Origin of the sequence: Pseudonocardia adelaidensis (assembly GCF_039543345.1) — a bacterium.
GTDB classification, from domain to species: Bacteria; Actinomycetota; Actinomycetes; order Mycobacteriales; family Pseudonocardiaceae; genus Pseudonocardia; species Pseudonocardia adelaidensis.
On record NZ_BAABJO010000009.1, the window covers coordinates 284230 to 296867 of the forward strand.

Annotated in this window: 14 protein-coding genes; 8 read left to right on the top strand and 6 right to left on the bottom strand. The window is 74.2% G+C overall.

The genetic code is table 11. The annotated features are described in order from the left end of the window. Window positions 1-31: 31 nt before the first annotated feature. The 3 genes from ABEA81_RS14960 to ABEA81_RS14970 form a co-directional block, all read right to left on the bottom strand. Window positions 32-1294: a deoxyguanosinetriphosphate triphosphohydrolase gene (locus tag ABEA81_RS14960; RefSeq protein ID WP_345605657.1), complete on the bottom strand. Its 1263-nt coding sequence runs from the start codon at window positions 1292-1294 to the stop codon at window positions 32-34. Further along, entirely contained in the window at window positions 1294-1872 is a 579-nt protein-coding gene (locus ABEA81_RS14965; protein WP_345605681.1) for a YdcF family protein, read from the bottom strand. The genes ABEA81_RS14960 and ABEA81_RS14965 overlap by 1 nt, the downstream gene beginning before the upstream one ends. A 164-nt stretch (window positions 1873-2036) precedes the next feature. Next, window positions 2037-3062: an XdhC family protein gene (locus ABEA81_RS14970; protein ID WP_345605658.1), complete on the bottom strand. Its 1026-nt coding sequence runs from the start codon at window positions 3060-3062 to the stop codon at window positions 2037-2039. Window positions 3063-3272: 210 nt separating this feature from the next. Between ABEA81_RS14970 and ABEA81_RS14975 the strand changes: the two genes are divergently transcribed. Continuing rightward, on the top strand, window positions 3273-4643 hold the full coding sequence (locus ABEA81_RS14975) for a hemolysin family protein (RefSeq protein WP_345605659.1): 1371 nt from the start codon (window positions 3273-3275) through the stop codon (window positions 4641-4643). Then, window positions 4640-5641 carry a hemolysin family protein gene (locus tag ABEA81_RS14980; RefSeq protein ID WP_345605660.1) on the top strand — a complete coding sequence of 334 codons (1002 nt, stop codon included), beginning with the start codon at window positions 4640-4642 and terminating at the stop codon, window positions 5639-5641. The genes ABEA81_RS14975 and ABEA81_RS14980 overlap by 4 nt, the downstream gene beginning before the upstream one ends. A 102-nt stretch (window positions 5642-5743) precedes the next feature. On the opposite strand, the gene ABEA81_RS14985 is transcribed toward ABEA81_RS14980, so the two are convergent. Further along, window positions 5744-6688, bottom strand: a complete 945-nt coding sequence (locus ABEA81_RS14985) for a quinone oxidoreductase family protein (RefSeq protein ID WP_345605662.1) — start codon at window positions 6686-6688, stop codon at window positions 5744-5746. Between the two features lie 163 nt (window positions 6689-6851). Here ABEA81_RS14985 and ABEA81_RS14990 point away from each other — a divergent pair, with 163 nt between their 5' ends. After that, window positions 6852-7502, top strand: a complete 651-nt coding sequence (locus ABEA81_RS14990) for a TetR/AcrR family transcriptional regulator (protein ID WP_345605663.1) — start codon at window positions 6852-6854, stop codon at window positions 7500-7502. On the opposite strand, the gene ABEA81_RS14995 is transcribed toward ABEA81_RS14990, so the two are convergent. After that, window positions 7472-8869, bottom strand: coding sequence for a glycine--tRNA ligase (locus tag ABEA81_RS14995; RefSeq protein ID WP_345605664.1), 1398 nt, complete (start codon window positions 8867-8869; stop codon window positions 7472-7474). The two genes, ABEA81_RS14990 and ABEA81_RS14995, sit on opposite strands and share 31 nt — an antisense overlap. A gap of 128 nt (window positions 8870-8997) precedes the next feature. On the opposite strand from ABEA81_RS14995, the gene ABEA81_RS15000 reads away from it, so the two are divergent. The 3 genes from ABEA81_RS15000 (at window position 8998) to ABEA81_RS15010 (ending at window position 11247) form a co-directional block, all read left to right on the top strand. Continuing rightward, window positions 8998-9351 (top strand): ArsR/SmtB family transcription factor, encoded by a 354-nt coding sequence (locus ABEA81_RS15000; RefSeq protein WP_345605665.1) that lies wholly within the window; start codon window positions 8998-9000, stop codon window positions 9349-9351. A 4-nt stretch (window positions 9352-9355) separates the two neighbouring features. Further along, window positions 9356-9979: an SRPBCC family protein gene (locus tag ABEA81_RS15005; protein ID WP_345605666.1), complete on the top strand. Its 624-nt coding sequence runs from the start codon at window positions 9356-9358 to the stop codon at window positions 9977-9979. An 86-nt stretch (window positions 9980-10065) separates the two neighbouring features. Further along, on the top strand, window positions 10066-11247 hold the full coding sequence (locus ABEA81_RS15010; RefSeq protein WP_345605667.1) for a winged helix DNA-binding domain-containing protein: 1182 nt from the start codon (window positions 10066-10068) through the stop codon (window positions 11245-11247). A gap of 61 nt (window positions 11248-11308) precedes the next feature. On the opposite strand, the gene ABEA81_RS15015 is transcribed toward ABEA81_RS15010, so the two are convergent. Continuing rightward, on the bottom strand, window positions 11309-11623 hold the full coding sequence (locus tag ABEA81_RS15015) for an antibiotic biosynthesis monooxygenase family protein (RefSeq protein WP_345605668.1): 315 nt from the start codon (window positions 11621-11623) through the stop codon (window positions 11309-11311). Window positions 11624-11720: 97 nt separating this feature from the next. On the opposite strand from ABEA81_RS15015, the gene ABEA81_RS15020 reads away from it, so the two are divergent. Continuing rightward, on the top strand, window positions 11721-12125 hold the full coding sequence (locus tag ABEA81_RS15020) for an ArsR/SmtB family transcription factor (protein ID WP_345605669.1): 405 nt from the start codon (window positions 11721-11723) through the stop codon (window positions 12123-12125). After that, entirely contained in the window at window positions 12122-12550 is a 429-nt protein-coding gene (locus tag ABEA81_RS15025; protein WP_345605670.1) for a Fur family transcriptional regulator, read from the top strand. The genes ABEA81_RS15020 and ABEA81_RS15025 overlap by 4 nt, the downstream gene beginning before the upstream one ends. Window positions 12551-12638: the final 88 nt, after the last annotated feature.

The window sequence follows — 12638 nt, forward strand, 5'->3', positions numbered from 1 at the left end:
GAGACGGGGCGGGCCGGCGGTTCGTGACACGTCATCCGGCGATGGCGCGATGCCGGGCGATGGCCTGCTGGTCGGTCAGGATCGCGACCTGGTCGAGCACCACCCGCACCCGGGCCGCGTCGTCGGCGGCGGCCTTCCACTCCGCGGCGAACACCGGGTCGAGGGACCCCGGTGCCCCGTCGCGCAGCGCGGTGGCCAGTGCGACGAGCAGCTCGCGCTGGCGGGCCTGCATCGCGAGCCGGCCCGGGTCGCTCATCACGTACCGCAACGCCACCGCCTTGAGCAGCGCCACCTCCGCCGCGGCCCGGGCCGGGACCACGAGGTCGGCGGCGTAGCGCAGCAGCGGGCCGTCGCCGTGCGCGGAGCGGGTGGCCTCCACGGCGGCGTGCACGAACCGCCCCACGAGCTCGCTGGTGAGCCGTTTGAGCGCCACGTGGTCGGCGGCGGAGGCGTCGGCGGCCGAGAAGCCGCGCACCGCGGCGACGACCGGCAGCGCGAGCAGCGCGTCGGCCGCCTCGCCGAGTGCGTCCGGGTCGCCCCCGAAGTGCCGCACCGCCAGGTCCACCAGCGCGGCCCGCTCCCCCGGGACGCCCAGCGCGGCCATGTCGATCCGCCCGGCGAAGATGCCGTCCTCCACGTCGTGCACCGAGTACGCGACGTCGTCGGACCAGTCCATGACCTGCGCCTCGAGGCAGCGCCGCCGCGGGGGTGCTCCGTCGCGGACCCAGGCGAACACGTCGGCGTCCTCCGGGTAGGCGCCGTACTTCCGGTCGCCGGGGCGCCGCACCCACGGGTACTTGCAGGATGCGTCGAGCGATGCCCTGGTGAGGTTGAGACCCACCCCGTCGATCTTGGGTTCCAGGCGGGTGAGGATGCGCAGCGTCTGCGCGTTGCCCTCGAACCCCGGGCCCGAGAAGCCGCCCGCGAGCCCGCACGCGGCCGCGAACTCGTCGAGCGCGCGCTCCCCGTTGTGCCCGAACGGCGGGTGGCCGATGTCGTGGGCGAGCCCGGCCGTGTCGACGACGTCCGGGTCGCAGCCCAGCTCCTCGGCGATCCCGCGCCCGATCTGCGCGACCTCGAGCGAGTGGGTGAGCCGGGTGCGCGGCACGCCGCTGACCTCGGCCCCCTCCCCCGGCCCGACGACCTGGGTCTTGCCGGCCAGCCGGCGCAGGGCGGCCGAGTGCAGCACCCGGGCACGGTCGCGGGCGAACGGGCTGCGCCGTTCGGGTCCCGTGCCCTTCGGGGACTCCGGCGCCGGGCGGGCGCGGTCGTGCGCGGAGTACCCGGCGGCCACTAGCCGAGCCCCGTGGACTCGGTGTCCACGGACGCGTGGGTGAGCAGGTAGTACAGGAACGCCCCGGTCTCCCGGACGATGTAGCGCGCCTGCGTCTCGCGCGTCTGCACCACCGGGCCGCTGCGCGTGGGCGAGGTCCACGCGTCGAGCCCGCTGTCGCGGGCCATGGTGCGGGCGCGCAGCGAGTGCCACGGGTCGCTCACGACGAGCGCGCTCGACCAACCGTCCTGCCCGGCCCGCGCGGCGACGGCCTGCAGGCTGCCGAGGGTGTCCGACCCCTCGGCTACGGCGATCACGTCCTCGGCCGGCACCCCGCGCTCGATCAGGTACCGCCGACCGGCCTCGGCCTCGGTGTGGGCGTCGCCCGCCCGGTTGCCGCCGGTGGTGACGATCCGCGGGGCGAGCCCCTCCTCGTACAGGGCCTCCGCGTGCCGCAGCCGGTAGGCGAAGATCGAGCTGGGCTCACCGTCGTACTGCGCCGCACCGAGCACGATCACGGCGTCGACGGGCTGCCGGTCGTCGACGCGCGCCACCTGCCACACCCGGACCGCGGTGCTCCCGACCACCAGTACGACCATCAGCAGGGCACCGGCCACCAGCCGGAACACCCAGCTGCGCCGCCGCGGCGGCGGGGGGAGGTCGCGCAGCGGGAGCGTGGGCGCCTCCGCCCCGACCAGGTCCGCGACGCGGGGCGGTGGGTCCGCGGTGGAGAGCGCGCGCGTGAGCTCGTGGCGGGCCGTCATCAGCCGATCCGGCCGTCGCCGGCCGCGAGCGCGCTCCCCGCCCGCCCGTACCGGACCGCCACCACCTGGGCGACGATCGACACCGCCGTCTCGGCCGGGGTGCGCGCGCCCAGGTCGAGCCCGACGGGCCCGTGCATCCGGCCCAGCTCGGCCTCGGTGAGGCCCGCGGCCAGCAGCCGCTCCCGGCGGGCGGCCTGGGTGCGGCGCGAGCCCAGCGCCCCGATGAAGCCGCGGCCCCGGCGCAGCGCGTCGACCAGCACGACGTCGAAGGCAGGCGCGTGGTCGAGCAGCACGAGGACGTCGGCGTCGGTGAACCCGGCGACGGCGCTGTGGACGGCCTCGAGGCCGGTCTCGGCACGGGCCTCCCAGCCGAGGAGCGCGGCCTGCGCGAGCAACGCCTCGCCGATGGCACCCGCCCCGGCGACGAGCACCGACGGCTTCGGCACCCAGACGTCGACCAGCAGCTCGCCGGCACCCGCCGGCACGCGTTCGGTGGCGGTGGCGCCGCGGCGCAGCAGCCCGCGGGCCGCCTCCGCGGCCTGCGCATCGAGCTCCGGCGCGCCCAGCGACCCGTGCGCGGAGCCGAGCTCCGGCCCGGTGAGCACGATCGCCCCGGCGCCCTGCACGGTGGAGATCAGCGCGGCCGGCACGCCGCGTTCGAGGGCCTCGCCCAGCGCCGTGGCCGGTGCGGCGGGCAGCGGGTGGCCCAGCAGCGTGGCGCCACCTGCGCAGGCGAGCCCCGCGTGGACCGCGGCCGCCTCCGCGACGTGCGCCTCCCGGGTGTGCGCCGCCGACACGGCGGCCTCGGCCAGCGGGAGGACCGCGTCGTCGAGCGCGCCGCGGTACAGGACACCGGCCACGGAACCACCGGCCGTGCCCGCGACGAGCTGCCCGCTCTCGACGGTGCCGAACCCGTGGCGTGCGAGCACGCGGACCACGCCGACGCCGTCGGGCGCCCACCTCCGCAACGCCGCGCCGAGCTCCCGGAGCTCCGACACCGCAGCAGCGCCCCCCGCTTCCGTCACGGATCCCAGGGTAGCGACCGGTGCCGGTGGAATCCGGGCGTGAACGCGCCGATCGTGTGACGCGATCGGCCGGCGGTCGCGGGAACTCCGTGTCGATCTCCGACGTTGGGACGGACGCAACCCCCGCACCCACGACACAGGAACCATGGATCCCTCAGACAGTACCGGCGCCGTCCTCGCAGGACGGCTGCCTGCACGGGCCGGTCGCCCGTGACCATCCTCTCCATCGTCCTCGGCGTGCTGGCGGTCGCCGGCCTCACCGTGCTCACCGGCTACTTCGTGGCCCAGGAGTTCGGCTACATGGCCGTGGACCGTTCGCGCTTGCAGGCCCGCGCCTCGGCGGGCGACGCGGGCGCACGGCGCGCGCTCGGCATCACCCGCCGCACCTCGTTCATGCTCTCCGGGGCCCAGCTGGGCATCACCGTCACCGGCCTGCTGGCCGGCTACGTGGCCGAGCCGATGATCGGCGAGGGCGTGGCGGAGCTGCTCGGGGGCGCCGGCGTCCCGGCCGGGCTCGGGGTGGCCATCGGCGCCCTGGTCGCGCTGGTCGTGGTCACGGTCGTGCAGATGGTGTTCGGCGAGCTGTTCCCGAAGAACCTCGCGATCGCCCGCCCCGAGCCCGTCGCCCGCGCGCTCGCCCTCTCCACGTCGATCTACCTCGCCGCGTTCGGCTGGCTGATCCGGCTGTTCGACGCCGCGTCCAACGTGCTGCTCAAGGCGCTGCGGATCGAACCCGTGCACGACGTCGAGCACTCGGCCACGCCCCGCGACCTGGAGGCGATCATCGACGAGTCCCGCGACAGCGGCGACCTCGACGACGACCTGTCCACCCTGCTCGACCGCGTGCTCGACTTCACCGACCGCACGGCGCGGGCGGCGATGATCCCCCGGCCACGGGTCACCTCGGTCCGGGCCGACGCCACGGTGTCCGCGCTCGTCGGGATGATGGCGTCCGGCCACTCGCGCCTCCCGGTGATCGGGGAGAACCCGGACGACGTGGTCGGCGTGATCTGCCTGCGCGACGTCCTCGCCCTCGAGGGCCGGGCCGACCTCGACACCCTGCGCGTCGTCGACGTGGCCCGCACCCCGGTGCTCGTGCCGGCGTCGCTGCCGCTGCCCACCGTGCTCGACCGGCTGCGCGCGGCCCGCGAGGAGTTCGCCGACGAGTTCGCCGTGGTCGTCGACGAGTACGGCGGCCTCGCGGGCGTCGTCACCGTCGAGGACATCGCCGAGGAGCTCGTCGGCGAGATCACCGACGAGCACGACCCCGCAGGCGCCGACGGCCTCGCCGCCGGCGACGGGGAGTGGACCGTGCCCGGCACGCTGTCGGTCGAGGAGGTGGAGCGCCTGCTCGACGCCGACCTCCCCGACGGCGGGTACCGGACCATCGGCGGCCTGGTGATCGACGTGCTGCAGCGACTCCCCGAGCCGGGCGACGCCGTCCGCCTCACGCTCGCGAACCCGTCGCTGTCCGTGGAGGACGAGCCACCGCGCACGCTGGAGCTCAGAGTGCTCGCCGTCGAACGGCACGTGCCGTCGTCCGTGCGCCTGGCCTGGGCCGAGTCGGGGGTGCCGGCATGAGCATCGGGATCGCACTGGGCGTCTCCGTGGTGCTGGTCGCGCTCTCCGCGTTCTTCGTCGCGATCGAGTTCGCGCTCGTGGCCGCCCGCCGCTACCGCCTCGAGGAGGCCGCCGCCACCAGCGCGTCGGCCCGGGCGGCGCTGCGCTCGGCACGCGACCTGTCGATGCTGCTCGCCGGCTCGCAGCTGGGCATCACCCTGTGCACCGTCGGCCTCGGCGCGATCGGCAAGCCGGCCGTCGAGGAGCTGCTGCACCCGCTCTTCGGCGGGTTCGGCGACCCGTGGGCCACGGTGGTGTCGTTCCTGCTGTCGCTGGTCGTCGTGACGTTCGTGCACCTGGTCGTCGGCGAGATGGCGCCCAAGTCCTGGGCGATCGCCCACCCCGAGCGCTCCGCCACGATGCTGGCGCTGCCGATGCGGGCGTTCATCGCGCTCACGCGGCCGGTGCTGGTCGGGCTGAACGGCATGGCGAACTGGTGCCTGCACCGGGTGGGTGTCGAGCCGGTCGACGAGCTGGCGGGCGGGCACAACCCGGACGACCTGCGCGAGCTGGTGGAGCACTCCGCGACGACGGGTTCCCTCGACCTCGGCCGGCGCGATCGGATCGTCACCGCGCTGGAGCTGGACCGGGCGCCGCTGCGCGAGGTCGTGCGGCCGCGGTCGGAGGTGGCGGGTGTGCCCGCCGACGCCGACGCCGCCGCGATCCGCGCGACCGCCCGGGAGAGCGGCCACCTGCGGCTCGTCGTCGGCGACGCCGACGGGCGGCCGGTCGGTGTCGTCCACGTGCGTGACGCGCTGGCCGTGCCGGTCACGACGACCGCGCGGGAGCTCATGCGCCCGATCCGCACGCTCCCGGCCGACCTGCCGATCCACGACGCGCTCAGCGCCATGCAGGCCGAGCGCACCCAGATCGCGCTGGTGCAGTCGGGAGGGTCGGTCGTCGGCCTGGTGACGCTGCACGACCTGCTCGACCGCCTCCTCCCGGCCGGCGCTGCCTGAAGCTGCGCGGTCACACACCAACGCCGGTGCCGGCACACCAACTGCAGTTGCTGTGTCAGCGCCGGAGTTGGTGTGCGAAGCCTTGGCGCCCGGCCGGCCGGCCTACGAAACACGCAGCAGGACCCGGCCGATGTTCTCGCGGCTCTCGAGAGCGCGGTGCGCATCACCGGCCTTCTCGAGGGGCCGCACACTGTCGACGAGCGGGCGCAGCCTGCCGTCGCGGTACAGCTCCCAGAGCTCGGCGCGGTGCCGCGCGTACACCTCGGGCCGGCCGCCCGCGTAGTGCGCCATGGCGAAGCCGATCACGATGCGGGCGTTCAGCCGCAGCTGGTCGACGTCGACGCGGGGCGTCGTCGCGCTGAACGCCACGAGCCGCCCGAACGGGGCGAGGGCCGCGAGTGCCGCGGCCTGGACGTCGCCGCCCGTCCCGTCCGCCACGACGTCGACGGGTTCGACCCCGTCGGCGGCGAGGTCGGCGTAGGTGACCACCTCGTCGGCGCCGACGGACCGGAGGGCCTCGGCCTTCGCCGGGACGCTCACCCCGATCGCGGCGACCACCCGGCTCGCGCCGAGTACCCGCGCCAGCTGCACCGCCAGGTGGCCGACCCCGCCCGCCGCCGCCGTCACGAGCACGCTCTCCCCCGCCTCGAGCCGGGCCGCGCGCAGCACCCCGAGCGCGACCTGCCCGCAGCGCACGAGCACCACGGCGGCCTCGTCGTCGACGCCGTCCGGCACCGGGGCGGCGAAGGCCGCGGGCACGGTGACGAACTCGGCGTAGGCGCCGCCGAACGCGAGCGCCACGACGCGGTCGCCGACCTCCCAGCCGGAGACGCCGTGCCCGACGGCCTCGACCCGCCCCGCGACGTCGCCTCCCGGGGCGTGCGGGAGCGTGACGTGCGCAGCGCGGGTGAGCCGCACGTCGGGCCGACCGACGCCGGCGACCGCGGTCCGGATGAGCAGCTCCCCCGGCCCGGGCCGCGGGACGGGCAGCTCGTCGACGGCCAGCGCCTCCGGGCCGCCGTGGGCATGGATTCGGACGGCGCGCACGCCACACCTCCTCGTGGTGGTCGGGACAGGACGGACTGCCGTCAGGGCGTGTTGCGGATCAGCACGGCGCCTTCCTCCTACTTCAACGGCGTTGAAGTCAAACGCCGTTGAAGGATGCGGCAGACTGGCCCCGGGCCGCAAGGGGAATGTGATGGAGGCACCGGTGCGACTGACGCGGGAACACGTGCTCGCCGTGGCCCTCGACGTGCTGGACGAGGCCGGGCTCGACGGGCTCACGATGCGGCGGCTCTCCGCCGCACTGGGCGTGGAGAACGGGGCCACGTACTGGCACTTCCGGAGCAAGCAGGAGCTGCTCGAGCACATGGCCGACGCGCTGCTGGCGGAGGTGGCCACCGAGCTCCCCGCGGACCGGCCGTGGGACGAGCTCGTGCCCGCGCTCGCCCGCGGGCTGCGCCGGGCCCTGCTCTCCCGGCGCGACGGCGCGCGGCTGTTCTCCGGCCGGTTCTTCCCGCTGCCGAACGCGCTCGCCTACGGCGAGGCGCTGGTCGGGCTGCTGGCCGCCGCCGGATTGGACCCGCGGTCCGCCGCATGGGCGAGCGACGCGCTCACCTACTACGTGGTGGCCCACGTCACGGAGGAGCAGCTCGCGGCGGCGCTACCCGACGGGGGCGACGCCGCCCGCGCCCGGCTCGAGGCCGGCCTCGACCCCGCCCGGCATCCGCACCTGGTGGCGGCGCGTGCGGACCTCGCCTCCGCGGACCCCGACGCGCACTTCGAGCACGGCCTCGCGCTGGTACTGGCCGGGATCCGCGCGACCGCCCCTCAGCAGCCGACCAGCCGGGCGGCCAGGTAGTTCTCCACCTGGTCGAGCGCCACGCGCTCCTGCGCCATCGAGTCGCGCTCCCGGATCGTCACGGCCTGGTCGTTCAGCGTGTCGAAGTCGACCGTGACGCAGAACGGGGTGCCGATCTCGTCCTGCCGGCGGTAACGGCGGCCGATCGCGCCCGCGTCGTCGAACTCCACGTTCCAGTGCTTGCGCAGCCGGGCCGCCAGGTCGCGGGCCTTCGGCGAGAGGTCGGCGTTGCGCGAGAGCGGCAGCACCGCGGCCTTGACCGGCGCGAGCCGGCGGTCGAGCCGCAGCACGACGCGCGTGTCGACACCGCCCTTGGCGTTGGGCGCCTCGTCCTCGGTGTAGGCCTCGATGAGGAACGCCATCATCGACCGCCCGACGCCTGCCGCGGGCTCGATCACGTACGGCCGGTACCGCGCACCCGAGGCCTGGTCGTAGAACGACAGGTCCACGCCGGAGTGGTTCGAGTGCGTGGTGAGGTCGAAGTCGGTGCGGTTGGCGATGCCCTCCAGCTCGCCCCACTCCTGGCCCTGGAAGCCGAAGCGGTACTCGATGTCGACGGTGCGCTTCGAGTAGTGGGAGAGCTTCTCCTTCGGGTGCTCGTAGTGGCGCAGGTTGTCGCGCGCGATGCCGAGGTCGACGTACCAGCTGGTGCGCTCGTCGATCCAGTACTGGTGCAGCTCCTCGTCGGAGCCGGGCTCGACGAAGTACTCCATCTCCATCTGCTCGAACTCGCGCGTGCGGAAGATGAAGTTGCCGGGCGTGATCTCGTTGCGGAAGCTCTTGCCCATCTGGCCGATGCCGAACGGCGGCTTCTTGCGCGACGTGGTCTGCACGTTGAGGAAGTTCACGAAGATGCCCTGCGCCGTCTCCGGGCGCAGGTAGGCGAGGCCCTCCTCGGACTCCACCGGGCCGAGGTAGGTCTTGAGCATCATGTTGAACTCGCGCGGCTCGGTGTACTGGCCGCGCGTGCCGCAGTTCGGGCACGGGATCTCAGAGAGGTCGTCCTCCGACGCGTCCTTGCCGGTGCGCTCGGTGTACTCCTCGGCGAGCTGGTCGGCCCGGAACCTGCGGTGGCACGACAGGCACTCGACCAGCGGGTCGTGGAACGCGTTCACGTGGCCGGACGCCACCCACACCTGGCGCGGCAGGATCACCGACGAGTCGAGGCCCACGACGTCGTCGCGGCCGGTGACCATGAACTTCCACCACTGCCGCTTGAGGTTCTCCTTGAGCTCGACGCCCAGCGGACCGTAGTCCCACGCCGACCGGGTACCGCCGTAGATCTCCCCCGACGCGAAGACGAAGCCGCGGCGCTTGGCGAGCGCGACGATGGTGTCGATCTTGGCGGACGAGGGCTTGCTGGCCACGGGTGACTCCAGGTGGACGGACGGTGAGCTCCCAGCGTATCCGGCGCCCGCCACTGCAATGCCCACCCCCGGCCCGAGCACGAATAGCCGGGCTGTACTTATATAAGCTATGCCTGTAACTTGACGCCGTGCACGCGTTCGACGTCCTCGGCGATCCGGTCCGGCGGCGGATCCTCGAACTGCTGGCCGCTGGCGAGCAGACCTCCGGGGCGGTCACCGCGGTCGTCCGCGCGGAGTTCGGCATCTCCCAGCCCGCGGTGTCCCAGCACCTCAAGGTGCTGCGCGACAACGGGTTCGCCACCGTGCGCCCCGAGGGCACGCGGCGGCTCTACGCCGTGCGTGCCGAACCGCTGCAGGACGTCGACGCGTGGCTCGAACGGTTCCGCCGGTTCTGGACCCCGCGCCTCGCCGCGCTGGCCACCGAGATCGAGCGCGGCAAGCGGGAACGCAGGCTCCGCGCCCCCGACAACCCCGAGGAGTGACCCGATGTTCGATGTGGATCCGCAGATCACCGCCGTGCGCCGCCAGGTCGGTCGGCGCGCGCTCGACGAGGGCGATGCAGCGGTGGTGACGATCAGCCAGGCCTACGACACCGACGTCGACGACCTGTGGGAGGCCTGCACGAACTCCGAACGCCTCGCCCGTTGGTTCGCGCCCGTCTCGGGCGAGCTACGGGTCGGCGGGCGCTACCAGATCGAGGGCAACGCGGCGGGCACGGTCGAGCAGTGCGATCCCCCGAAGAGCTTCTCCGCCACCTGGGAGTTCGCCGGCGGTGTGAGCTGGATCGAGGTCCGGTTCTCCCCCGAGCCCGGGGGCGGCTCGCGTTTCGAGCTGGACCACATCGCGCACATGGACGAGCACTGGGCCGAGTTCGGTCCCGGCGCGGTCGGGCTCGGGTACGACCTGTCCCTGCTCGGCCTGGCCGCCTACCTCGCCACCGGGGACCTCCCCCACTCCGAGCAGCGCATGGCGTGGTTGGCATCGGAGGACGCCAAGCGCTTCCTGCGGGAGGCCGCCGAGCGCTGGTACGAGGCGGACGTCGCCGGGGGCACCTCACCCGAGACCGCCCGCGGAGCGGCCGACCGCTGCGCAGCGGCATACACGGCCTGACGCGCGCTACACCTGGTCCTCGCAGGGTCCAGGGGGTCTGCGAGGACCAGAGCCGGCGCGCGGCGCCGCTCTGCCACGCTGGGGGCGTGCACGTTCGTCATATCGACGTCGCCGAGCGGCGGCATCGGCTCGCCGTCCGCCACCTGCTCACACCTGGTGGCCGCACCGACGACGTCGTCGCCATCGCCGACGCGCTCGCCGGGCTGCACTCCACCGACCCCGTCACCGTGCACCTCTCGGTGGCGGCGCGGATGCGCCACCCCGTGCTGCCCGCGCTCGACAAGGCGCTGTACGCGGACCGGTCGCTGCTGCGCCACCACGCCATGCGGCGCACGCTCTGGGTGTTCGGGCACGACCTCGCGAGGGCGGCCCACCACTCGTCCACCGTCACGCTGCTGGCGCGGCAACGGAAGCTGCTGCTCGACGCGGTCGCGGGGGCGGGCCTGGGACCCGATCCGGAACGCTGGGTCGAGACCGCGTCCACCGAGGTCCTCGCCGTCCTCGCCGACCAGGGCCCGCTGAGCGCGCGCGAGCTGGGGAAGCTGGTGCCGCACCTCGCCGTGCCGATCACGATCGGTAGCGGCCGGCAGGTCGCCGAGCTGGCGGCCCACACCCGGATCCTGCTGGTGCTCGGGTTCGAGGGCCGGGTGCTGCGGGCCCAGCCCACCGGCACGTGGATCAACGGCCAGTACCGGTGGGCGGCGACGCACGCCTGGTCACCCGGGTTTCCCGGGCCGCTCGACCCGCGCACCGCGGACGCGACGCTCGCCCGCGCCTGGCTACGGGCGTACGGGCCGGGCACCCGGGCCGACCTGCAGTGGTGGGCCGGCTGGACGGTCGCCACCACCAAACGGGCGCTCGCCGACGTCGGCGCCGTCGGCGTCGAGCTGGCCGAGGGACCCGGCTACGTGCTGCCCGACGACGTCGACCCGGCGCCGCCCTCCGAACCGTCCGTGGCGCTGCTGCCCGGCCTCGACCCCGCCACGATGGGCTGGAAGCACCGCGGCTTCCACCTCGACCCGGCGCACGTCCCGCTGCTGTTCGACCGCAACGGCAACGGCGGCCCGACGATCTGGGTCGACGGCCGGATCGTCGGCGGCTGGGTGCAGCGCGCCGACGGGACCATCGGGCTGCGCGTGCTGGAGGACGTCGGCGCGGAGCGGCTCGCCGAGATCGAGCGCGAGGCCCACGAGCTGGAACTACTGCTGGGGGAGATCCGCTTCACGCCGAGGTTCCCGGCCCCGCTGCAGACCGAGCTCCGCAAATAGCACCTTGAGCCACCCTGCTGTCCTGCGGGCTCGAGATCAGCAGTACGGCTCCAAGGTGCACCTATGCGAGGAGGCTCCGGTGCGTGGTCGCCTCGCCTGACCTCGCCGTCACCAGCGTCTCGAACGTCGCCGGCTCGTCGGCCAGGGCCTCGCTCAGCAGCGGTACCACGTGCTCGCGCACCGGGAACGGGGAGAGCGCGCGCCGGTAGGCGTCCACCGAGGAGAACCGGACGGTCAGCACCCAGCGGTCCGGCTCGTCGACCGAGCGCCCGAACTCGCCGCCGAGACACCCGTCCGCAGCGGTGAGCAGCTCCAGGGCGGTGCGGGCGCGGGCGAGGAGGTCGGGGGCGGTGGTGAACCGGCAGACGAGCAGCACGCCACCACCCTTCCAGCACGCGCCTACGATGGTGGGGCGGCCCGCACGCACTGAACACCGGGGAGCGCGGCCGCCGCTCCCGGGGATGGGGACGCCGATGTCGATCGTCGCAGGTGCTGGGCCCACCGGCCGGGACGCCGCCGATGCCGGGCCGGCCACCGACGATCACGTCGTGCACGTGTCCGGCCTCCCGGGGTCCACCCCTGCCCCGGTGCACACCCCGCGCACGCTCACGGCCGCGGGCGACCTGCTGCGTGCGCTCGCCGCACCCGTGCGGATCGCGATCGTGCTGCAGCTGCTCGAGTCCGACCGCTGCGTGCACGACCTCGTCGACGCCCTCCGGGTGGCCCAGCCGCTCATCAGCCAGCACCTGCGGGTGCTGAAGTCGGCAGGCGTGGTGCACGGTGAGCGCCGCGGCCGCGAGGTGGTGTACTCCCTGGTGGACGACCACCTGGCGCACATCGTGGTCGACGCGGTCGCTCACGTCGAGGAGGGGCGATGAACACCAGCACGAACGGGCAGGCGCCCACCACGAGGGCGCTCCGCGCCACGCGGCAGCGGGCGGCGGTGTCGTCGATGCTCGACCGGCTCGACGACTTCCGCTCGGCCCAGGAGATCCACGAGGAGCTGCGCCGCTCGGGCGAGGGCATCGGCCTCACCACCGTCTACCGCACGTTGCAGACCCTCGCCGACGGCGGTGAGGTCGACGTGCTGCGCACCGGGTCCGGCGAGGCCGTCTACCGGCGCTGCGCCTCCGTGGAGCACCACCACCACCTGGTCTGCCGCCGCTGCGGCCACACCGTCGAGATCGAGGGTCCCGCGGTGGAGACCTGGGCCCAGCGGGTGGCCGAGGACCACGGGTTCGTGGAGCTGAGCCACACGGCCGAGGTCTTCGGCCTGTGCAAGGACTGCGGCGCCGCCCGCTGACGAGCCGCTCGCACACCAACTCCGGTGCCGGCACACCAACAAGTCGGAGGCCAAGCGGTCTTAGGAAGACAAATGTACGCAGCAACTC